At 73.0% G+C, this 21,295-nt stretch carries 22 protein-coding genes; 10 read left to right on the top strand and 12 right to left on the bottom strand.

Translation table 11 applies throughout. From position 1 onward, the window contains the following. Nucleotides 1-25: 25 nt before the first annotated feature. The 3 genes from nrdR to ACFO0B_RS08685 form a co-directional block, all read right to left on the bottom strand. Nucleotides 26-487 carry a transcriptional regulator NrdR gene (gene nrdR / locus ACFO0B_RS08695; protein ID WP_233019530.1) on the bottom strand — a complete coding sequence of 154 codons (462 nt, stop codon included), beginning with the start codon at nucleotides 485-487 and terminating at the stop codon, nucleotides 26-28. A gap of 212 nt (nucleotides 488-699) precedes the next feature. After that, the gene (locus tag ACFO0B_RS08690) at nucleotides 700-1,941 is read right to left on the bottom strand and encodes a hypothetical protein (protein WP_378611811.1); all 1,242 of its coding nucleotides are present in this window, start codon (nucleotides 1,939-1,941) and stop codon (nucleotides 700-702) included. A gap of 99 nt (nucleotides 1,942-2,040) precedes the next feature. Further along, nucleotides 2,041-2,466, bottom strand: coding sequence for a hypothetical protein (locus ACFO0B_RS08685; protein WP_378611810.1), 426 nt, complete (start codon nucleotides 2,464-2,466; stop codon nucleotides 2,041-2,043). A gap of 415 nt (nucleotides 2,467-2,881) precedes the next feature. On the opposite strand from ACFO0B_RS08685, the gene lexA reads away from it, so the two are divergent. The 4 genes from lexA to ACFO0B_RS08665 are packed head-to-tail and all read left to right on the top strand — an operon-like array spanning nucleotide 2,882 to nucleotide 6,398. Next, on the top strand, nucleotides 2,882-3,574 hold the full coding sequence (lexA, locus tag ACFO0B_RS08680) for a transcriptional repressor LexA (protein WP_378611891.1): 693 nt from the start codon (nucleotides 2,882-2,884) through the stop codon (nucleotides 3,572-3,574). Between the two features lie 3 nt (nucleotides 3,575-3,577). After that, nucleotides 3,578-4,264 (top strand): histone deacetylase, encoded by a 687-nt coding sequence (locus ACFO0B_RS08675; protein ID WP_378611809.1) that lies wholly within the window; start codon nucleotides 3,578-3,580, stop codon nucleotides 4,262-4,264. Nucleotides 4,265-4,273: 9 nt separating this feature from the next. Further along, nucleotides 4,274-5,068 (top strand): SDR family NAD(P)-dependent oxidoreductase, encoded by a 795-nt coding sequence (locus ACFO0B_RS08670; RefSeq protein WP_378611808.1) that lies wholly within the window; start codon nucleotides 4,274-4,276, stop codon nucleotides 5,066-5,068. Between the two features lie 4 nt (nucleotides 5,069-5,072). Then, the gene (locus ACFO0B_RS08665) at nucleotides 5,073-6,398 is read left to right on the top strand and encodes an APC family permease (RefSeq protein WP_378611807.1); all 1,326 of its coding nucleotides are present in this window, start codon (nucleotides 5,073-5,075) and stop codon (nucleotides 6,396-6,398) included. Here the strand turns inward: ACFO0B_RS08665 and ACFO0B_RS08660 are convergent. From ACFO0B_RS08660 to ACFO0B_RS08640, 5 genes are all read right to left on the bottom strand, one after another. Further along, nucleotides 6,377-7,699, bottom strand: a complete 1,323-nt coding sequence (locus ACFO0B_RS08660) for a hypothetical protein (protein WP_378611806.1) — start codon at nucleotides 7,697-7,699, stop codon at nucleotides 6,377-6,379. The two genes, ACFO0B_RS08665 and ACFO0B_RS08660, sit on opposite strands and share 22 nt — an antisense overlap. Further along, nucleotides 7,696-8,094 (bottom strand): hypothetical protein, encoded by a 399-nt coding sequence (locus ACFO0B_RS08655; RefSeq protein WP_378611805.1) that lies wholly within the window; start codon nucleotides 8,092-8,094, stop codon nucleotides 7,696-7,698. Before ACFO0B_RS08655 ends, ACFO0B_RS08660 begins: the two co-directional genes overlap by 4 nt. Further along, nucleotides 8,091-8,258, bottom strand: a complete 168-nt coding sequence (locus tag ACFO0B_RS08650; protein ID WP_378611804.1) for a hypothetical protein — start codon at nucleotides 8,256-8,258, stop codon at nucleotides 8,091-8,093. The genes ACFO0B_RS08655 and ACFO0B_RS08650 overlap by 4 nt, the downstream gene beginning before the upstream one ends. Next, nucleotides 8,255-10,030, bottom strand: coding sequence for a hypothetical protein (locus tag ACFO0B_RS08645; protein ID WP_378611803.1), 1,776 nt, complete (start codon nucleotides 10,028-10,030; stop codon nucleotides 8,255-8,257). The genes ACFO0B_RS08650 and ACFO0B_RS08645 overlap by 4 nt, the downstream gene beginning before the upstream one ends. Nucleotides 10,031-10,269: 239 nt before the next feature. Beyond that, the gene (locus ACFO0B_RS08640; RefSeq protein ID WP_378611802.1) at nucleotides 10,270-11,484 is read right to left on the bottom strand and encodes an MFS transporter; all 1,215 of its coding nucleotides are present in this window, start codon (nucleotides 11,482-11,484) and stop codon (nucleotides 10,270-10,272) included. Nucleotides 11,485-11,566: 82 nt separating this feature from the next. On the opposite strand from ACFO0B_RS08640, the gene ACFO0B_RS08635 reads away from it, so the two are divergent. After that, nucleotides 11,567-12,430: a LysR family transcriptional regulator gene (locus ACFO0B_RS08635; protein ID WP_378611801.1), complete on the top strand. Its 864-nt coding sequence runs from the start codon at nucleotides 11,567-11,569 to the stop codon at nucleotides 12,428-12,430. Between the two features lie 31 nt (nucleotides 12,431-12,461). Here the strand turns inward: ACFO0B_RS08635 and ACFO0B_RS08630 are convergent, their stop codons facing one another. Next, nucleotides 12,462-13,850, bottom strand: a complete 1,389-nt coding sequence (locus ACFO0B_RS08630; RefSeq protein WP_378611800.1) for an MFS transporter — start codon at nucleotides 13,848-13,850, stop codon at nucleotides 12,462-12,464. Between the two features lie 8 nt (nucleotides 13,851-13,858). Next, entirely contained in the window at nucleotides 13,859-14,677 is an 819-nt protein-coding gene (locus ACFO0B_RS08625) for an acyl-CoA thioesterase (protein WP_378611798.1), read from the bottom strand. Nucleotides 14,678-14,731: 54 nt separating this feature from the next. Here ACFO0B_RS08625 and ACFO0B_RS08620 point away from each other — a divergent pair, with 54 nt between their 5' ends. From ACFO0B_RS08620 to ACFO0B_RS08605, 4 genes are all read left to right on the top strand, one after another. Further along, nucleotides 14,732-15,208, top strand: a complete 477-nt coding sequence (locus tag ACFO0B_RS08620) for a winged helix-turn-helix transcriptional regulator (protein WP_378611797.1) — start codon at nucleotides 14,732-14,734, stop codon at nucleotides 15,206-15,208. Nucleotides 15,209-15,365: 157 nt separating this feature from the next. After that, nucleotides 15,366-16,448, top strand: a complete 1,083-nt coding sequence (locus tag ACFO0B_RS08615) for a phenazine antibiotic biosynthesis protein (RefSeq protein WP_378611796.1) — start codon at nucleotides 15,366-15,368, stop codon at nucleotides 16,446-16,448. Continuing rightward, nucleotides 16,448-17,821 carry an aldehyde dehydrogenase family protein gene (locus ACFO0B_RS08610; RefSeq protein WP_378611794.1) on the top strand — a complete coding sequence of 458 codons (1,374 nt, stop codon included), beginning with the start codon at nucleotides 16,448-16,450 and terminating at the stop codon, nucleotides 17,819-17,821. The genes ACFO0B_RS08615 and ACFO0B_RS08610 overlap by 1 nt, the downstream gene beginning before the upstream one ends. 50 nt (nucleotides 17,822-17,871) lie before the next feature. Continuing rightward, nucleotides 17,872-18,381 carry a thioesterase family protein gene (locus ACFO0B_RS08605; protein WP_378611793.1) on the top strand — a complete coding sequence of 170 codons (510 nt, stop codon included), beginning with the start codon at nucleotides 17,872-17,874 and terminating at the stop codon, nucleotides 18,379-18,381. Here the strand turns inward: ACFO0B_RS08605 and ACFO0B_RS08600 are convergent. Continuing rightward, nucleotides 18,369-19,967 carry a regulator gene (locus ACFO0B_RS08600; RefSeq protein ID WP_378611791.1) on the bottom strand — a complete coding sequence of 533 codons (1,599 nt, stop codon included), beginning with the start codon at nucleotides 19,965-19,967 and terminating at the stop codon, nucleotides 18,369-18,371. The genes ACFO0B_RS08605 and ACFO0B_RS08600 overlap by 13 nt on opposite strands. A 13-nt stretch (nucleotides 19,968-19,980) precedes the next feature. Next, nucleotides 19,981-20,670, bottom strand: a complete 690-nt coding sequence (locus tag ACFO0B_RS08595; protein WP_378611790.1) for a cysteine hydrolase family protein — start codon at nucleotides 20,668-20,670, stop codon at nucleotides 19,981-19,983. Nucleotides 20,671-20,817: 147 nt separating this feature from the next. Here ACFO0B_RS08595 and ACFO0B_RS08590 point away from each other — a divergent pair, with 147 nt between their 5' ends. Next, a complete protein-coding gene (locus tag ACFO0B_RS08590; protein WP_378611788.1) occupies nucleotides 20,818-21,288 on the top strand; it encodes a PaaI family thioesterase in 471 nt (156 codons plus the stop codon). Nucleotides 21,289-21,295 lie beyond the last annotated feature (7 nt).

The raw sequence follows: 21,295 nt of genomic DNA, 5'->3' as shown, positions 1-21,295 counted from the left end.
AGCCCGGCGACTGCTCCTCATTCGCTCAGTCCGCGGCGACGGCGCGGGCTTCGCGCATCTGGGTGATCTCGCGCTCGAAATCCGCTGCGGAGGTGAAGGAGCGGTAGACGGAGGCGAAGCGGAGGTAGGCGACCTCGTCGAGATCGCGCAACGGGCCGAGGATGGCGAGGCCGACCTCGTGGCTCGGCACCTCGGGAGATCCCTTCGCGCGCACAGCGTCCTCCACCTTCTGGGCGAGCAGGTTCAGGGCGTCGTCGTCGACTTCGCGGCCCTGGCACGCGCGGCGGACGCCGCGGATGACCTTCTCGCGGCTGAACGGCTCGGTGACGCCGCTGCGCTTGACCACCGAGAGGATGGCGGTCTCGACCGTCGTGAAGCGCCTGCCGCACTGCGGGCAGGAGCGGCGGCGGCGGATGGCCGTGCCTTCCTCCGCCTCACGGGAGTCGACGACCCGGGAGTCGGGGTGCCTGCAGTACGGGCAATGCATCCGGGAGTCCTTCGTCCAGGCGGGTGCTCGCGGCCGGGCCGGGTGGGGAGCGCGCTGTCGCGACCCGGCGAGCACATGTGCCGGGCGCGTCCGCCGCGACACGGGGTGAACCGGCGCCACCCGGCGCGTTCACCGCTATCACACGCAGGATACCCGGCCGGAGGCGGCGGCGGGTCGGCTCCACCCCTGCTCGGCGCCGGGTACCGCACCGCTCATCCCCCGATCCGCCACTGGCCGGACAGGTCGGCGAGCAGTTCGGGCAGCCGGGCGGCCAACCTGCCGCGGGACAGCTTGGCCGGGAACGGCTCGGCCAGCACCCCGGCGGCACGCGTCGCGTCCCGTTTCAGGTCGATGTGCCTGAGCACCAGATCCCCGGTGATGTAGCGCCAGCGATCGTCCCGATCGGCCCAGTTGAAGCCGGGCAGCGGGGTGCGCAGCACCAGGTCGCCCGCCCGCACGGTGGCGGGGGCGAAGGTGCCCGGCGCCCGCACGCCGGGGACCGCGGGCTTCGCCGCGATGGTGCTGACGTAGGTGAGCACCCGGCCGATGCCGTCCCTGGCCGCGGCGGTGGCGTCCCACTGGTCGGGGACGATGGCGTTCTGTTCGCGATCGGTCATCCGGTACAGCGCATCGATGTAGCCCGCGGTACCGCCCGCGGCGATCCCGGCCCAGGCGGCGCGCAGGGTGCCGTCGATCGCCCCGGCCGCGGCCAGCTCGTCGATGCCTGCCATGCCGCGCGCCAGGTATGCCTCGTGCTGCGGTACCAGGTCGATGAAGATGTGTTTCTGCATGGCCATCAGCCGGGTCTGGTACCAGGTGAGGTCAGCGGCGGTGAGCCGCGGGCCGACACCGGCGAGCAGCCGGATGTCCTCCGGGGTGCGCTCGACCAGCTCCGGCGGGGTGCGCTGCAGCAGGTCGGCGACCGCGCTGCCGAGCGCGTGCAGGCCGGGCAGGTCGATGACCCGGCCCGCGTCGTCCATGTCGAAGAAGCCGGAGGCGAAGGAGCCGCCCGCGAGCCCGGCCAGCCCGGCCCACCAGAACTCCGGGTGCGCGCTCGCCAGCCGGAGGTAGTTCACGTAGACGAGGTTGAAGGTGTGCGCGTTGACCGCGGGGCCGCGCTGCGGATCCCAGCCCGCGAGGTCGATGCCCGCGTTGCCCGCGGCGACAACGAGCCAGTACTGCCGCAGCAGCGCGGTGTAGCGGCGGGCGGGCACCCCGGCCGCGCGAGCCTGGTCCAGCGCGGCGCCGAGCACCGCCGCGTCGGACGGCAGCCCCGGGTGTACTCCGCCGGCCCGCTCGCCGTCCGCGTCGACCACCGGCAGGTCGAGGTAGCCGGCGTACAGCGGTGCGGCCCGGACCGGGGCGAGCGTGCCGGGCAGCACGAGCAGACAGGCGAGCAGGACCGCATGGCAGAGGAGTCCGAGCGCGGGAAACTCGATGCGGGAGCGCGTCATTGCGGATCCGCCTCTCGGTCGCGGCACAGGTGCGCGGGCGTGTGTGCCGCGACGATAGCAACCGGTTCCAGTTCGCGAGCAAGGTTCCGGCGAATCCCGCTACGCGAGCGGCACACTCCCCATCGGCACCGCGACCACCGCTGCGGCGCCGGACATCCCGGGTTCGGGGGCGGGTGCGGAGCGCCACTGCGCGAGCAGCAGCATCGCGACCACGATCAGCGCGGTGACGAGCGCCGTGACGGCCAGCGTGGCCAGCCCGGCCCTCGCCTGTTCGACCCGGCGCAGCGGATGCACGCCGCGCGGCCTGCGGGGCAGCGGCCGGTGGTCGGCGAGCGCGCCGCGGCGCGGCCGTCCGTCGGCGGGGCGGCGCTCGTCGATGCGGCGGGGGCGCCCGCGGGTGGGGGCGCCCCGGCGCACGACCACACCGCCGCGGCGGCCGGCGGGGGCATGGCATCCCCCGGCGCGGCCCGGCTCCGGCTGCCCGGAATCGCCCGTGCTCCTGTCGAATTCGAGCGCTGTGCTCATCGGACATTCCTCCGTGTACCGGCACCCGCCGGTCGAGTTGCTGACTGTGGCTCGTCAGGGCCGTCGGGGGGACGGCGATGTTGCGCTGCTGCAACTGCCGGAACCGGCTGCGACGTGCGGATTTTCCGCCGCCGATCGAACCGGTTCGCTCACATGTTCGAGGGAACGTATGTTCGATTTCTACCACGCGGGGCGGGTGCGCGCCAGCCGCGACACGGACTAGCGTCGAACAGGTGTTTGATACTCGGCCCGCGGCAGTCTAGGTTTGGAGCAACACCCGGGCGCGAGGCCCGGAGACGGACGCCCCGGGCGGCATCCGGGCGGGGCGCGGACAGGAAGGCGGGTTGCGGTGGGCCACAGGGACGACGCGGGCGACGAGGGCGGTCCCGGTACCGGTACCCGCGGTACCGACACCATCGGTGCCGACGGCAACGGGGCCGGGGCGGATCTCACCGCGCGTCAGCGCCGGGTGCTCGACGTCATCCGGTCGTCGGTGAGCGAGCGCGGGTATCCGCCCAGCATCCGGGAGATCGGCGACGCGGTGGGGCTCACCTCCACCTCGTCGGTGGCGCACCAGCTGCGGGCACTGGAGCGCAAGGGCTACCTCCGGCGCGATCCGAACCGCCCGCGCGCGGTGGACGTGCGCGGGCTGGACGAGGCCGTGCGCGCGGTGACGAGCCTGCCCGCAGGCGGCGCGGTCGACACCGACGAGGTGCCGGAGAGCGCCACCCCGACCCCGGCCTTCGTCCCGGTGCTCGGCCGGATCGCCGCCGGTGGCCCGATCCTCGCCGAGCAGGCGGTGGAGGATGTCTTCCCGCTGCCGAAGGAGCTGGTCGGCGAGGGCTCGCTGTTCCTGCTCAGGGTGGTCGGCCAGTCCATGGTGGACGCCGCGATCTGCGACGGCGACTGGGTGGTGGTGCGGCAGCAGAACGTCGCCGAGAACGGCGACATCGTGGCCGCCATGCTGGACGGCGAGGCCACGGTGAAGACGTTCAAGCGCACCGGCACCGACGTCTGGCTGATGCCGCACAACGCGCACTTCGAGCCGATCGCGGGCAACGACGCGCAGATCCTCGGCAAGGTCGTCACCGTCATCCGCAAGATCTGAGCCGTGCCGGGGCCGGCCGAGCCCCTCGGTCCGGCGCCGCGCGACGCGGCGGCGCCGGACCGGCTCTGGTACGCGGCCTACGGCTCCAACATGCACGCCGACCGGATCCGCTGCTACCTCGCGGGCGGGGTCCCCGCCGGCTCCGCGCACAGCTGTCCGGGGTGCCGGGATCCGCGTGACCCCGAGCGGTCGGAGGCGGTGTGGCTGCCCGGCACGCTCTACTTCGCCACCGAATCGCTGGTCTGGACCGGCGGCCGGGCCTTCTACGACCCCGACGGCGACGGCGCCGTCGCCGCCAGGGCGCACCTGGTGACCGCCGAACAGTTCGCCGACCTGGTGGCGCAGGAGATGTACCGCCCGCCAGGCACCGACCTCGACCTGGCCGCGGTGCTCGCCGCCGGCCGGTACGCCATCGGCCCCGGACGCTACGAAACGCTGGTCCACGCCGGTGACAGGGCGGGGCTGCCGGTACTCACCTGCACCGCTCCCGCCCGATACCGGGCGCTGCCGGGCAACCCGCCGTCGGCAGCGTATCTCCGGCACCTCGGCGCCGGGCTGGCCGAAGCACACGGCTGGACGCCGGAACGAGCCGCCCGCTACCTCGCGACCGCGCCCGGCGCGCACGGGCGCTGGACCGCCGACGCGGTGGAAGCGGTGTTGCGCGGGCATGATCCCGTGCCCCCCGGGTAGCCCGGCCGCATGAACCGGACACGCCCCCTCGCCCTGGTCACCGGAGCCTCGCGCGGAATCGGACTGGAGCTCGCGCGGCAGTTCGCCGACCACGGATACGACCTGGTGCTCGCCGCCGAGGACGTCGCCGTCGAAGACGCTGCCGCCGAGCTCAGGCACGACGGCTGCGACGTGCGCGCCGTCCAGGTCGATCTGCGCACCGCCGAGGGCGTCCAGCGGCTGTACTCCGCCGCCACCGAGGACGAACGGCCACTCGACGCCGTCGCGCTCAACGCGGGCATCGGCATCGGCGGCGACTTCGTCGACACCGATCTGGATACCGAGCTCGACATCATCGCGCTGAACGTGCGCTCCACCGTGCATCTGGCCAAACTGGTGCTCGGCGACATGGTGCGCCGGGACAGCGGCAAACTGCTCTTCACCTCGTCGGTGCTGTCGATGATGCCCGGCGCGAAACAGGCCGTGTACGCCGCCTCCAAGTCGTTCGTCCAGTCCTTCGCGCAGGCGCTGCGCAACGAGGTGCACGACACCGGGGTCACCGTGACCGCGCTGCTGCCCGGCCCCACCGACACCGACTTCTTCCGCCGTGCGGGCATGCTCGACACCGTGATCGGGCGTGGCCCGAAGGAGGATCCGGCGCTGGTCGCGCGGCAGGGCGTCGACGCGCTGCTGCGGGACCAGCAGAAGGTGGTCGGTGGATCCCTCGGCACCAGGGCCATGGCGACGCTCGACCACGTGCTCCCGGACGCCGTGAAAGCCACCGCGAACCGGGTGATGTCGGCCGCGCTGCCGAGCAGGCACTGACGCCGTGCCCGCGCTGAATCGCGTCGTCGGGACGCGCCTGCTCTACTTCTTCATCCTCGGCGACGTGCTCGGCGCCGGGGTGTACGTGCTGATCGGCGAGATCGCGGGCCGCTCCGGCGGCGCGGTCTGGCTGCCGCTGCTCGTCGCGCTCGGGCTGGCCTGCCTCACCGCGGGCTCCTACGCCGAACTCGCCACCAAGTACCCGCGCGCGGGCGGCTCCGCGCACTACACCACGCTCGCCTTCGGCCCGGCCGCCGGCTCGCTGGTCGGGTTCTGCATGCTCGCCGCCGGGGTGGTCTCGGTCGCGGCGCTGGCCCGCGGCTTCGCCTCCGACTACCTCGCCGAACTGGTCACGCTGCCCACCCTCGCGGTGGTCGTGGTCTTCCTGCTGGTGCTGGCGGCGCTGAACATCCGCGGCGTGCGGGAATCGCTGGGCGCCAACGTGGTCGCCACCCTGGTCGAGCTCGGCGGGCTGCTACTGGTGATCGGGCTCGGTGCCTGGATCCTGCTGCGCGGCGACGCCGATCCGGGCAGGCTCACCGCCCTCGGCACCGCCGAACACGGTGCGGCCGGGGCGATCCTGGCCGGTGCGGTGCTCGCCTACTACTCCTTCGTCGGCTTCGAGACCTCGGTGAACCTGGCCGAGGAGGTCGCCGATCCGCGCCGCAGCTACCCGCGGGCGCTCTTCGGCGCGCTGCTCACCGCGGGCGTGGTCTACGTGCTGCTCGGGCTGCTCACCTCGGCGGCGGTGCCGACCGACGTCCTGGCCGGGTCGTCGGGGCCGCTGCTGGAGGTGGTGCGGATCGCAGGCGGCGTGCCGGAGCGGCTGTTCGCGGTGATCGCGCTGGTCGCGGTGGCGAACGGCGCGCTGCTCACCGGGATCATGGGGTCCAGGCTGGCCTACGGCATGGCGCGGGACGGGCTGCTGCCCGCCGCGCTGGCCCGGGTGCTGCCGCGGCGCCGGACCCCGTGGGTCGCCGTGCTGGTCACCACCGCCGCCTCGGTGGCGCTCGCGCTCACCGGTGAGATCGACGCGCTCGCCGAGACCCTGGTGCTGCTCCTGCTCGTGGTCTTCACCGGGGTGAACGCCGCGGCCATCGCGCTGCGCCGGGACCCGGGCACCGGCGAACACTTCCGGGTGCCGATCGCGGTGCCCGTCCTCGGGATCGCCTCCTGCCTGCTGCTCGCCACGCAGGTGGCGGCGGAGGTGTGGCTGCGCGGGCTGGTCCTGATCGGCATCGGGGTGCTGCTCGCCGCGGTCAACGAGGTGCGGCGGCGGCGCGGCGGCGAACTGGCCGACAGCGCGGATCAGGCGTCGAAGAGCAGGTAGAGCCCGGTGAAGGTGAAGCCGACCATGATCAGCATGAGCGCGAGCTGACCGGTGGCGCGGTGCGCCTTCGGCAGCACCCGCAGGCTGCGGTCGTGCGCGGCGGCGACGCCGAGCACGTGCCCGGTGACCACCGCGAGCACCTTGATCGTGCCGAGCACCGCCGGGTGGTTCGAGAGCAGGTAGGCGACATCGCGATCGGCGAGGCCGAGCAGGTTCCAGCCCCGGTCGTAGGGGTCGGCGAAGAGGATCGCGGTCGCCTGGCCCTTCTCGACCAGGAAGGTGAGGTAGTGCGCCACGATGTAACCGGCCACGATCGGGGTCAGGCTGTGCGCCAGCATGCCGGGCAGCAGGCGGCGCTCCGCCCTGCTGACGCCGCCGGTCGCGCGCGCGGCGCCCCAGAACAGCACCGCCACGATCAGCACGAACCCGAGTAGCGCCGCGGTCTTCAGCAAGGTCGGCTGGCCGGAGTCGACGAGCTGCCGCCGCCAGACCGGGAACTGGGAGAAGCTGTCGAAGGCGGTGGAGCCGAGCAGCACCGCCGCCACCGCCACCGAGCCGGGGAGCACCGGGGTGCCCGCGAGATTCGCGAGTGGCGCGCGCAGCACGAGTTCACCGGTGCCCGCGCGCCTGCCGACCGGGCTGAGCCTGCCCACCAGCGCGCTGTACACCTCGAGTGGGTCGGCGCGCTCGGCCCACACGGTGCCGAAGACGACGATCCCGGCCAGGGTGATCAGCAGGTAGAGACCGAGCCAGGTCGCCACCGCCGCGACCGCGCCCGGGTCCGGCGCGGCCAGCTCCAGCCAGACGAGGGAGAAGAGCCCGAGCACCGCGGGCCGGATCCCGAGCCGCTCCGGGTAGGTTAGGAAACCGCGCTGCGGCGGCCGCCGCAGCAGCGCGCAGAGCGCCCGGTGCAGCGCCCGCGCCGGGGAGAGCACCTTCCACACCGGCCCGGCCAGCAGCGAGAGCACCGCGACCCCGACCCACAGGTACACGTAGAGCACGCCGGGCACGGGGTTGCGCGCCGGGTCACCCGAGCCGTACAGCGCGACCGCCGCGACAAGCGCCGTCGCCGCCACGCTCAGCACCCCGAGCAGCGCGCGCGTCCACCGGGAATCAACGGCCGCGCGCAGCACCGCGGGCAGCGGGCGGCCGGGCGAGTCCGGGTCGAGTCGCGGCTCGCGCCAGGCGAAGAGCAGCAGCGCGAAGGAGAAGGTGAGGGCCCAGGCGGCGCCGATCAGGGCGTAGGTGAGCGGGATCGGCAGGTCGGTCGCCCCGCCGAGGCCGTGGGCGAGCAGCGTCATCGGACCAGGATCGTCGCCACCGTGCGACCGGCCTCGTGCAGCTCGACCTCTACCCGGCCGGGCACGCCGACGGTGAAGGAGAAGCGCTGCCCGGCGGCGGGTTCCACCTCGAAGGTGTGGTCGGGGTCGGCGTGCACGTGCAGCTCGTCGCTGGTGTCGCTGTCCACCACCAGCTCGATGGGCTGGCCGACGGCGGCCTCGACCCTGGTGTCGTCCGGGGTCACGGTGCCCGCCGCGAGTCGCACCGCGATGACCACCGCTTGCGGCTGGACGTCGACCGGCGGCGCGGGCACCGAGCTCTGATCGGCGTGCTCCCCCTCGTCGGCGCTCGCGCAGCCCGCGGTGAGCAGCCCGGCCAGCAGGACGAGGGCGCAGCCCCGGCGCGCGTTCCTCACGTCTCCTCCTCGGACTGTTCGGTGTCGTCGTCGCCTGCCCTGCGGTCGCGGACCGCGATGAACACCACGACGCCGACCAGTGCGAAGGCGGGCAGGAAGGCCGGGATGGCCAGCAGGATCGAGTGATCCGCGAGCACGTCCACGCCGTCGTACCCGGCGATCATGCCGATGCCACCGGCTCCGCGGACGCGCTGCGGGTGGTGTGCGGGTAGCGGTCGTTGACCCGGCCCGCACCCCAGGAGAGCGCCGCGACCAGGATCAGGCTGCACGCCAGCACCACCAGCGAGGCCGCGCCGAACAGCCAGGACGGGTAGTCGAAGCTGCGCTCCCGCTGCAGCACCGTGATCTCCGGGACGAACGGCCGGGTGAAGGTGTTCAGTGCGGGCACCTCCTCGGCGCCGATGCCGGGATCGGCGGGCATGAACACCGGAAGCGCGGTGTGGATGCGGCCGTCCTGCACCCGCAGCACCGTCTTCCAGCTGCCGGAGACCGGCACCGGCGCGGTGGAGACGTAGTGCCCGGCCTCGACCCGCTCCAGCCGGTCGACGACGAGGCCGCGGCCGGGGCTCTCGCTGCCAACGCCGCCCTGCCAGCCGAGGATCTCGATCCACTCGGGATCGTCGCCGACCAGATCCGTCGGATCGATCCGGACGTCGGCGAAGACCATGCGCTCGCCGTTCTGCGACGGCGCCTCGGTGAGCGCGATGGTGGCGGTGGCGTTCTCCGGCACGGTGTGCGAGAGCCCGTTGGCCACGGCGGCGCCGACGATCAGCACGGCCGCCACCACCAGGGTGCGGCGCACCGCGGGCTTCGGCAGCGGCTCGCCGCGCAGCACGGTGCCGAGCATGCCGCCGATGACGCCGCCCGCGATGCCGACCGGCACCGACATGGCCAGCAACTCGGGCCAGATCGACGCGGGCCACGGATTCACGAACATGGCGTCGACCCACAGCGATTCGAGCCACAGCCCGACGGTGGCGGCGGCCAGGCCGCAGAGCGCGCCCCACAGCACCGGCCTGCGCACCAGCGGCAGCAGCGCGAGCACCTCGACCACCAGCGCGATCCCCAGGTACAGCGGGAAGACGTTGCGCGGGGCATCGATGATCGGCCCGCCGACCAGCAGCGCGACAACGGTGCGGACCACCACCGCGAAGCCGACCACGACGAGCGTGCTGAAACGGCCGAGGACCAGCCGCGCCGCGACCAGGCTGACGGTGGCGGCGGCGACGATCAGCATGGGCTGGAACACCATCCGGAACTGCTGCACGCCGAAGTCGAACTCCACCTGGAAGACCGAGAGCCCGATCAGCAGCCCGCCGAAGGCGAAGGAGCGCAGCAGCCACATCCGCCTGCTGTCCGCCTCCTCCGGGCGCGGGCGGTTGTGCCTGCCCTCGAACTCCAGCAGCAGCACGCCGATCAGGGAGAACCCGGCGCCGCCGATCAGCATCAGGTGGGTGGGGCCCCAGAGCGTCACATCCTGACCGAAAATGCGATGCCAGACGTCGTCCAGCGGGAAGCCGATCAGCGCGTAGAGCCCGGCGCCGGCCAGCAGGATGCCGCCGACCGGGGCGTACCAGGTGCGGGTGATCCGCACCGCGGCCGGGCCCGGCTTCTCGTCCAGCGGCAGCACGATCGCGGCCATGCCCGCCATGAACAGGAAGAACAGCCCGACCAGGATGAAGTAGTGCGCGGGGTTGGCCAGCGGCCCCGCGTCCCTGCCCTTGCCGACGTGCAGGCTGACGTCCCAGATGAAGCCGAGCAGCGCGGTCAGGATGGTGGCCAGGAAGAGCGCCAGCGGCAACGCCACCCAGCCGGGCTGGTTGAAGTAGGTGCCGAGCCGGTCGGCCACGGTCTGCAGCCAGGTGATCCGGCGGTTGCGGTGCAGGTAACCGATCCACAGCAGGACCAGGGCGAGCACGCCCGCGGCGCCGGTCATGATCAGAACCTGATCGAGCGCCGCACCCCCACCTTCCCCTCCGGTCTGGGCGAACACTGACAAATCGGGCGCGGCGCTCGGCACGGCAGACCTCCGGTCGTTGAGACCTGTACTAAGTGTGACGAAAAGTAGCACGAACCGGACCACACAGCTATGGCCCGGACGTGCGAGTCTTACCCATCGGACACCGGGTCATTCGCACATCCCGTGTCCGTGGTCACCCCCGCCCGGGCGACCACTCAGCGCACGGGCGCAGGCGCCGCCGCCGCGTGCCGGGCGAAGAGCCCGGTCCAGAGCGCGATCCCGACGAGGGTCGTGCCCGCGCCGAACGCGCAGATCAGCAACCAGCCGCCGGCCTGGTGCGCGAAGCCGGCGATCACCGAGCCCACCACCCCGCCGCCGAAGTAGGTGACCATGTAGGCGGTGGTCAACCGGCTCCGCACGGCCGGGTCGAGGGCGTAGACGGCGTTCTGATTGGCCAGCTGGACGCCCTGGATGCCGAAGTCGAAGACCAGCAGCGCCACGATCAGCACCAGCACCTGCTGCCCGCCCCAGGCCAGCAGCGCCCATCCGGCGAGGACGGTCAGCCAGACCCCGGTCGTCACCGCGCGCAGATTCCCGCGATCGGCCAGCTTCCCGACCAGCGGGGCGCCGAGCGCACCGGCCGCACCGGCCAGGCCGAAGAGCCCGATCACGATCTCCGGGTAGTGGTACGGGCTGCCGTGCGCGCCGGAGAGCAGGAAGGCGAGCGCGGTCCAGACGGCGGAGAAGCAGGCCATGCTCAGGAAGCCGAGGACCATCCGGTGCCGGAGTACCGGGTGCCTGCGGATCAGGGTCGGGATCGTGGCCAGCACCACGCTGTAGCGCTCACCGTCCGCCGCCCGCCCGCCTGCCGGGGCCAGCCGGTGGACCGCGATCGACGTGGCGAGCTGCAGTCCGGCGGCGACCAGCAGCACCGCGCGCCACCCCGCGACCTCCGCGACGGCCCCGGCCAGCACCCGGGAGAGCAGGATGCCGAGCAGCAGCCCGCTCATCACCGCGCCGACCACCTCGCCGCGCCGCTCCGGCTCGGCCAGCGCCGAGGCCCACGGCACCACGACCTGGGCCGCCGACGCGGTCACCCCGGTGGCGAAGACGCTCACCAGCAGCAGCGGGAAGACCGGGGTGAGCGCCGAGACCACCAGCGCGAGCACCGAAGCCGCGAGCAGCGCGGGCACCATCCGCCTGCGCTCCAGGAAGTCGCCGAGCGGCACCAGCAGGGCCAGGCCGCACAGATATCCGACCTGCGCCGCGCTGACCAGCAGCGCGGCGGTGGCGGTCGAGACGGCCAGGTCGGCGGCGACCTCGTGCAACAGCGGCTGCAGGTAGTAGAGACAGCCCGCGGAGGAGCCCGCGGCGATGGCGAACACGAGCACGACGGCTCGGGTGGCGGGAGTGGCGGGTGCTGTGGTCATGGTCCGAGCATGCGCCGGAGTCGCAATCGACAAAAGCGATGGTTGTCGATGGGGCCATCGACGGCAGCGATACCATCGGACGATGGAGCTGCGGCAGATCGAGTGCTTCCTCGCCTGCCGGGAGCACGGCTCGTTCACCGCGGCGGCGCGGTCGCTGAACATGGTGCAGTCCGCGGTCTCGGCGAGCGTGGCGAAGCTGGAGCGCGAACTCGGCGCGCGGCTCTTCGACCGCACCCCGCGCGCGCTGCTGCTCACCGAGGCGGGCGCGGCCGTGGTGGAGCCGGCGCTGGGCATGCTGCGGGCGCGCCGCGCCATCGGGGACGGGGTGGCGGCGGCGCGCGGCGAGGTGCGCGGCGAGGTGGTGCTCGGCAACCTGCTCGACATCCACCTGATCGACCTGGCCGGGGTGCTGGCCGGGCTGCACCGGCGGTATCCGGCGGTGACGGTGCGGATGCGGCAGAGCGCGGCGGGCGCGGCGGGCAATCTGGCCGGGCTGCGCGACGGCAGTCTGGATCTGGCGCTGCTGGTCGGGGTGCCCGCCGAGCTGCCGGGGATCACCAGGTACCCGCTGGCCGAGGAGAGTGTTGTGCTCTGCACCGCCCCCGGCCACCCGCTCGCCGGGCGGCCGTTCCGCCCGGAGGAGCTGGACGGCGAGCGGTTCATCGACTTCCCGCCCGGCTGGGGCACCAGGACGGTGGCCGATGCCGTGCTGCCGCTGCGGCGCCCGGTGATCGAGGTGGCCGAGCAGGCGTTCGCGCTGGAGCTGGCGGCGAAGGGGTTCGGCGTGGTGCTGGTCCCCCGATCGGTGGCGGCGGTGGCGCCCGGCATCCGGTACGGCGAGCGGACTGGCGCGCCGATCCCGTGGCACCTGACGGTCGGGCACGCCGCCGGGCGCACCCCGACCAATGCCGCGCGGACCGTGCTCACGGCCCTGCTGAACCGCTGACTCCGCCGCCACCCGGCGCCCCGCCGCGATCTCAGCCCTGCCGCGGCCGCCGCACGGCGAGCCCGAAGAGCCCGGCCAGCGCCGCGAACACGGCGATCACGATCCAGGCCCGGTGGAAGACCTCGAGCGCCCGCTCCGGCCCTGACGGGGTGCCGACCAGCGCGACCAGCACCGCGACGCCGACCGCGAGCCCGACCTGCCGCGCCGTGCTGAGCACCGCCGAGCCGGTGGCGAAGCGCTCCGGCGGCAGCCCGCCGGTGCCGACCGCGAACGAGGTCGGCAGCACCAGCCCCACCCCGACACCGGTGACGAGCATGCCGCCGAGCAACCCGCCCGCGTAGTCCGGGTGCAGCGTGATCGCCTGCGACCACCAGAGCGTGCCCGCCCCGAACACCACCCCGCCCGCCATGATCACCGGGCCGGGGCCGACCCGGGCGATCAGCCGCCCGGCCAGCAGCGCCACGATCGGGACGAGCAGCGGCCCCGGCGCGATGGCGAGCCCGGTGCGCAGCGCGGACCAGCCCCAGGCGGTCTGCGCCCACAGCACCACCGAGAGCAGCATGCCGCCGAAGGCGATATTGAAGAACACGGCATTGCCGGTCATCAGTGCGAAGTTCGGGGCGCGCAGCAGCGCGGGGGCCACGATCGGGCTGTGGTGCCGGGCGGAGGAGACCGCGAAGCCGATCCCGCACAGCACCGCGAGCGCGAAGGCGCCGAGCACCCCCGGCGAGCTCCACCCCCACTCCGGCCCCTGGACCAGGCCGAGCACCAGCCCGGCCACCGCCAGCGCGGCGAGCACCGCGCCGCGCAGGTCGGGCAAGCCGCCGCCGTCACCGGGCACGACCGGGAGCACGCGCACCCCGGCCAGCAGCGCCACCAGCCCGATCGGCACGTTCACCAGGAACACCAGGCGCCAGTCGGCCTGCACCAGGATGCCGCCGAGCACCGGGCCGAGCGCGGCGCCGAGCCCGCCGAAGGCCACCCAGAGCCGCACCGCCATCGGGCGCCGCTCCGGTGGGCTCGCCGCCAGCACCAGCCCCAGCGAGGCCGGGGTGAGCACGGCGGCACCGGCGGCCTGCAGGATGCGGAAACCGACCAGCGACTCCACGTTCCACGCGGTCGCGCAGAGCGCCGAGCCGAGCACGAAGAGGCCGAGCCCGAGCAGGAACGTGGTGCGGATGCCGCTCCGGTCGCCCAGCCGCCCGGCCGGCACGAGCAGCGCGGCGAAGACGATGGCGTAGGCGTTGAGCACCCAGGAGAGCTCGGCGATCGGCACCCCGGCGAAGTCGGCGGCGATGTCGGAGAGCGCGACGTTGACGATGAACAGGTCGAGGCTGGAGAGCAGTACGCCCGCGTTCACCACGACGAGGACCTTGCGCAGGTCGATGGCGGCGCGCGGCGCCGCGGTCACGGAGGTCACGGCGCGCCTCAGCCCAGCACGCGGCGGGTCTGCCTGGCGGTGGCGAGCAGCCGCCCGTCCCTCGCCCTGAGCTCGGTGTCATCGACCGACCAGCCGCCACCGGTCGAGGCGTTCACCGTCGTCACCAGAACCGGCTGCGCCGCAACCGGTTCCGCGTGCAGATACAGGGAGAGGGCGACGGTCGGCGCGGCGACCGGGGCGCGCAACGCCGCGAAGAGAGCGGGCGGCAGCGCGTCGGCCAGGATTGCCAGCGCGGCGGCGTCTATCGGGAACCTGTCGGCGCCACCCCCCTCCGGGCGCAGCGTGACCCAGGCGCGGAGCTCGCGCTCGGCCGAGCCGGTCAGCGGCAGCACATCGCTCGCCGGGCGGATCTCGAAACGCGCGCCCGCCGGGACGATCTCGGGCGGCAGCCGGAACTCCGCGCACTCCTCCGGCGCGGGCACCGCGGGGGCCGGTGCCCCCGCATAGGTGGCGACCTCGCTCGGAACCGTGCGCCCGAGCGTCACGGCGGCTGCCGCCACGGCGACCCCGCCCTGCTCCGCCCGTACGTCCACCACGGCGGTATTCCGCCCGACGGCGGTCGCCGCGGCGGCGAACTCCAGCACACCGGTGGCCGGACGGCCGAGGAACCGCAGGTCCACCGCGCGCACCGGCAGCGGCTCGGCGGCGGCGCGCAACGCGACCTCGACGAGCAGCGCCGCGACCACGCCGCCGTGCGGCCCGCTCCACCCCTGCCAGGTCTCGTCGACCCGCGCGGTGTGCCGACCGTCCCCGGTCGCGGTCAGATCGAACGCCCCGGCGATCCCGGGGGTAGTGAGTTGCGTCATGCAACGCACTGTAGGACGCGTGAGTTCTTTCACGCAACCGACTACTCTGGAGTAATGCGCAGAACGAGCTTCGCCGACATGAACTGCTCCCTGGCCCAGTGCCTGGAGGTGGTCGGCGAGTGGTGGACGTTGCTGATCGTGCGCGACGCCCTGCTCGGCGTCACCCGCTTCGACGACTTCCGGAGCCGGCTCGGGATCGCCCGCAACGTGCTCACCCAGCGGCTGGAGCACCTGGTCGAGCACGGCATCCTGACCCGCGAGCCGTACCAGGAGAACCCGGTGCGCCACGACTACCGGCTCACCGAGAAGGGCCGCGCGCTCTGGCTGGTCGTGACGGCCATGCGGCAGTGGGGCGACGAGTGGGCCGCCGCCGACGGCCCGCCGATCCAGTTGCGGCACAAGACGTGCGGCCACCTCATGACGGTTGAGCCGGCCTGCTCCGAGTGCGGCGAGCCGGTGCACCGCGGCGAGCTGCGCGCACTGCTCGGCCCCGGCGCCAAAGACGAATCGCTGCTGCCGAACCCGCGGTAGCGGCCGGATTGCCAGCCTACGGACCTACCAGACATACCTCCCGCGGCCGGGGCGTCCGGGAATTCCGTGATCGCGTCATCGAAGTCGGGCGGCGGCGGTTTCGGCGGGGCTGCGCGTTCGGCCACAGTGTGCGTGAGTTCCACGCCCTGGAGGACGCATGTGTTCTGCCATTCTCGATCTCGGCGCCGCGCCGGTCGATCCCGACGCCTACATCCGGGCCCTGATGCGCTGGCATTTCGACCCCGCGACCGGTAGCCCGTACTGGCTGCGCCGGGCGCACACCCTCGATTTCGATCCGCTGACCGAGGTCGGCACCTTCGACGACCTCACCCGATTCCCCAATGTCGTGGACGAATTCCGCGACATCGAGGTCGCCGAGCTGATCCCGCGCGGGCTCACCGGCGCGGACCGGGAGATCGCCGGGATCTTCGAGAGCGGCGGCACCACCGGGCTGCCGAAGCGCTTCGTGATGTTCGAGCCGTGGATGGAGTTCGCGCTGGGCTGGGACGAGTTCCACTACGCCGGGCTCGGGACCGTGAACACGCTCGCCATCGCACCGAGCGGCCCGCACATGTTCGGCGAGTTCGCGACCAGGAGGGCGCGCAGGCACGACGGCGTCAAGTTCACCATCGACCTGGATCCGCGCTGGATCAAGCAGCTGCTCGCCCGCGGCGCCGCCGAGGAGGCGGAGCGCTATGCCGAGCACCTGATCGATCAGGTGGGGCACATCCTCACCACCCAGTCGATCGGCATCCTCATCACCACGCCGCCGCTGCTGGAGCGGGTGGCCCGGCGGCCGGAGCTGGTCGACTCGATCCGGAAGCAGGTGCGGTTCATCTGCTGGAGCGGCGCGCACATGGACGCCGACACCCGCGACATCTTCCGCACCGAGATCTTCCCGGGAATTCCGCTGAAGGGGCTGTACGGCAGCACCACCATCCTCGGCATGTCCCGGGAGCGCGGGGAGGACCACCCGGACGGGCTGCCGGTCTTCGACGCCCCGAGCCCCTACATCGCCTTCCGGGTGGTCGACCCGGCCACCGGGCGGGACGTGGCGTACGGCGAGCGCGGGCAGGTGGTGATGAACCACCTCACGAAATACGCGCTGCTGCCGAACAACACCGAGCGCGACACCGCGGTGAAGCTGCCCCCGCTGCCGGGTGCATGGGGCTGCGCCGTCGCCGATGTGGGGCCGGTCGAAACCTTCGGCGATCGCGCCGTGATCGAGGGGGTCTACTGATGGACGTCCGGATCGACGCGCTCGGCCCGGCCGGCGCCTACCGCTCCCGGGAGCGGCTCCCGCTGACCGCGCTCTCCGGCGCGACCGTCGGCGAGATCAGTCAGGTGCCGCCGCTCTACGTGCGCCGCACGCTGACCGCCATGCGCGCCGCCACCGTGCTCGCGGTGCCCGAGCGGCTGGCCGCGCTGGACAAGGCGGCCGAGCTCTTCCTGCACGGCACGGTGGCCGGACTGGACCCGCACGAGTACGCCCGTCTGGTCTGCACCGTCTCCGGGGTGCCGCTCGCGGTGGTGCGGCAGTCGGTGCAGTGGGTGGCCGACGTGCTGCGCGCCCAGCGCGAGACCCGCACGCTCGCCATGCCGCGCGGCGCGGTGGACGAGTGGGACGCCGAGCGCACGCTCACCGGGTCGGGGGTCTGGACCCGCCGCGGCGACCTGTTCGCGGTGCACGCCGCCGGCAACACCCCCGCGGTGCACGGCCTCTGGCCGGAGGCGCTCGCGCTCGGCTACAAGGTCGCGGTGCGCCCATCGACCCGCGAGCCGTTCACCCCGTTCCGGCTGATCACGGCGCTGCGCGAGGCCGGCTTCCCGCCGGGCACGGTGACCATGCTGCCGACCGACTACGCCGCCGCGGACGTGATCATCGCGGAGTCCGACTACGCCATCGTCTACGGCGGGCAGGACGTGGTGGACAAGTACGGCCGCGACCCGCGGGTGCTCACCCAGGGGCCGGGGCGCTCCAAGATCCTGATCACCGCGGAGGTGGACTGGCGGTCGAAGATCGAGCTGCTCGCGGGCTCGGTGAGCCACCTCGGCGGCGCCGCCTGCACCTGTGCCACCGCCGTGCTGGTCGAGGGCGACCCGGAGCCGGTCGCGGCGGCGCTGGCCGAGGCGCTGGCTACCATCCCGAGCCTGCCCGCCGATCACCCGGACGCCGTCCTCACCGTGCAGCCCATCGAGTCGGCCCGCGCCGTGGACCGGTACCTGCGCGAGGTCGCCGGGGACGCACGGGCGCTGCTCGGCGGCGACACCATCGTGGACGAGCTGCCAGCCGGCGGCGCGGTGCTGCGGCCCGCCGTGCACCTGGTGCCGGACGGCGGCGACCCGCGGCTCGGGATCGAGCTCGGCTTCCCGTGCGTGTGGGTCGGGCGGTGGCGGCCGCAGGACGGCATCGGCCCGCTGCGGAACTCGCTGGTGCTCACTGCCATGACCACCCGCCGCGAGCTGATCGACCGGCTGCTGGACGAGCCGACCGTCACCAACCTCTACCTCGGCGACAACCCGACCACCTGGCTCGGCCCCGGCGTCCCGCACGACGGCTACCTGGGTGAACACCTCATGCGGAGCAAGGGCATGATCCGCGGCGCGCTCTGACCGGCGACCCGGTGCGCGGCCGCGCGCACCGGTGTCGCAGGATCGGAAGCATGGCTATCGACCTCCCCACCGTGGCGCAGATCCGCGAGATCCCGGCCACGCTCACCGCGGACGTGACCGAGCGCGAGATCGACGCCAACGGCCACATGAACGTCGTCTACTACCTGCGGCACGGCATCGTGGCCGCGGACGCGCTGCTGCAGACCGCCGGTCTCGACGACCGCTACCGCCGCGAGCGCGGGCGGGGGCTCTTCACCACCGAGCACCACCTGCGCTACCACAGCGAGCTGCGGCTCGGCGACTCGCTGGCGGTGCACGCCCGGGTGCTCGAGCGCAGCGCCAAGGCGGTGCACATGATGGCCTTCCTGGTCGACCAGGGCCGGGACCGGCTCGCCAACACCGTGGAGATCCTGCTGGTGCACGTGGATCTGGAGCTGCGGCGCTCCGCTCCCATCCCCGATGACCTGGCCACCGCGCTGGACGACATGATCGCCGCCTCCGGCAAGCTGGAGTGGGCGGCACCGGTCACCGGGGTGATGGGAATCCGTCAGCCCTCCTGAGCCACCGCCTCCTCCTTCGGCTCCGGCTCCGGTTCCGCCGGGGCAGGCTTCGGCAGCAGCGAGTAGGCGAGGCAGACCACCGCGAAGAAGAGGTAGCCGAGCGCGACCTGCGGAGCCGCCGCCCACGCCACCTCGGGGGCGTGGATCAGCCCGATCCAGCTGAGCAGCGCGCCGACCACCGCCGCGATCGCGGCGGCGTGGAACCGCTTGTCCAGCACGAAGGTCACCAGCGCGCCGAGCACCAGCCCGGCGAGCACCGCGCCCTCGCCGAGGATCTGCAGCCCGTGGTAGACGACGCCCGCCTGGCCGAGTGCCTCCTCCCCCACCTGCTCCGCGCTGGTGCCCGCGGCGCTCAGCGCGTTGTCGATCAGCCCGACCGCCCACTCCGCCAGGTTCGGCAGCAGCGCCGCGACCACCGCGACCGCGTGCAGCTTCGGCACGGCCTGGAAGGCCTGGGCGCCGATGAGCAGTCCGATGTAGAGCAGGATCGGCACGATCGCCGGGATCGGTAGGATCGTGGCGAGCACGCCGAAGAGCCCGAGCAGACACATCACGCCGATGGCCGCGCCCGCGGCGAGCGAGTAGCCGGTGCGGCCGCCCGCGTCCTTCCAGCCGGGGTGGCCGATGTAGACGGCGGGCGGGAACGGCGAGCCGAAGCCGGCGCCGAGCACCGCCCCGAAGCCGTCGGCCAGCAGCACGCTGCGCAGGTTGTAGTTGTCGCCCGCGGCGGCCGCGCTCTCCACATTGCTCATGGCCTCGGTGAAGTTGTAGACGCCGAGCGGGATGGCGGTGGCGAGCAGCGGGGCCAGGTCACCGAGTCCGTCGAAGAGCAGGTCGAACCGCAGGTCGGGCAGACCGAGCGCGATGTCGCCGACCGCGGCGGAGACGTCCGGCGCCGACATGTACCCCCCGATCCAGCCGATGGCGGTGCCGACCAGCAGCGCGACCAGCCCGACCGGGACGTTGCCCGGCAGCTTCACGTCGGTGAAGAAGCCGACCAGGATGATGGCGAGCACCGGGAGCCCGATCCACGCCGCCTCCCACATCTGCGCGGCGGGGCGCATGGCGATGAAGGTGATCGAGATCCCGGCCAGGGTGCCGAGCATGGCCGCGCGCGGGGTGATCTTCCGGATGAACGGCCCGACGAAGGCGCCGATCATCACGATCACGCCGATCATGAAGGCCCACGCCAACCCCGCCGACCAGGCCCGCAGGGCATCGCCGGTCTGCAGGTAGATGGGCAGCATGACGACGAAGACCACGATGAACATGTGCGGCACGCTCGGCCCGTACGGCAGCGCGGTCACGGTGTCGCGGTTCTCGCGCCGCGCCAGCCTGCGGGCCAGCACCATGTAGTAGAGGTTGCCGAGCACCAGCGCGACGCCGAGCGCGGGCAGCACGGTGCCGAGCACGTCGCCGCTCGGGATCTGCACCACCGCGATCGAGAGCGTGGTGAGCGTGAGGACGTTGACCAGGATGTTGAAGGCCAGCCCGAAGAAGGCGTTGGTGTCGCCCCTGGTCCACCACGGGAGCCGCAGCGGCGGGGCGGGTTCGGCCTGCTCGGCCGGTTTCGTGTCGAGCGTCATCGCGGGATCCTGTTCACCGGGCCGGGCTGGGGGCGGGGGCCAGCGCGTCGAGCACGGCGGCCGAATCGGCGGTCCAGCCGAAGATGCCGCCCTGGGCGGCGATCATGGCCAGCCCGACCCGCTGGAATTCGGGGAAGTACGAGCCGACGCAGTCGGCAACGACCAGGCACTCGTAGCCGCGGTCGTTCGCCTCGCGCACGGTGGTGTGCACGCAGACCTCGGTGGTCACCCCGGTGACGAGCAGCGAGGTGATGCCGCGGCGCTCCAGCACGGCGGCGAGTTCGGTGGCGTAGAAGGCCCCCTTGCCCGGCTTGTCGATCACCACCTCGCCCTCGATCGGCGCCAGCTCGTCCACGATGTCGTGGCCGTACTCGCCGCGGATCAGGATGCGGCCGAAGGCGCCGGGGTCGCCGATGCGCTGGGACGGGGTGCCGCGCCGCAGTTTCGCGGGCGGGCAGTCGGAGAGGTCGGGCAGGTGCCCCTCCCTGGTGTGGATCACCGGCAGCCCGGCCGCCCGCGCCGCGGCGATCAGCCGGGCCAGCGGCGGGATCACGCTGCGCAATTGCTCCACGTCGTTGCCGAGGCTCGCACCGAAACCGCCGGGTAGCAGGAAGTCCCGCTGCATGTCGATCACCAGCAGCGCGGTGCCGCCCGGGTCGAAGGTGAACTGGTCCGGCTGGGCCGGCACGTGACGGGGAGTCATGGCGGTCGTCCTTCCGCGCCGAGCATCGGCACCCGTCGATTGTGAAAAGGGTGTGTGACTCGGATGGGGCCCCCGTGTATCCGCTGTGTTAGCGATTCGGTCGCCGTGCCGGTAAATTAGAACAGGTTTCAATTCGAGGAGGCGACCGTGGATATCGCGACCCTGGGCGACCTGGTGATGGCCGGGTTCCGGAAACTGGGCTTCATCCGCTACGCCGGAATCGAGGGCGTCGAGTTCGCCGAGGGGCGCAATGCCGTCGCCATGACGCCAGGCCCGGAGCACCTCAACCACAACGGCGACGTGCACGCCGCAGTACTGTTCGGGCTCGCGGAGACGGCGGCCATGGGCGCGGCGGTCTCCGGGATCGCGGCGCACATGACGGATTCGTTCGTCGTCGCCAGGGACGGCCGGATCGAGTACCTGGCCAGGGCGAAGGGCACGGCGGGGCCGTTCCTGGCGACCGCCGAGCTCCCCGGTGACACCCTGGAGTCACTGCGCACCGAGGCGGCGGCGCGCAGGCCGGTGGAGTTCACCGTGCCGGTGCGGATCACCGGCGGTGACGAAATCACCGTCGCCGCCGCCGATTTCACCGCGGTCATCCGGCCGAGGCGGAGCTGACCCGCGA

It is taken from the genome of Nocardia jiangsuensis, from assembly GCF_042650385.1.
Classification (GTDB): Bacteria; Actinomycetota; Actinomycetes; order Mycobacteriales; family Mycobacteriaceae; genus Nocardia; species Nocardia jiangsuensis.
Note: the sequence above shows the minus strand (reverse complement) of the source record. Positions and strands in the feature narration are given on the sequence as shown.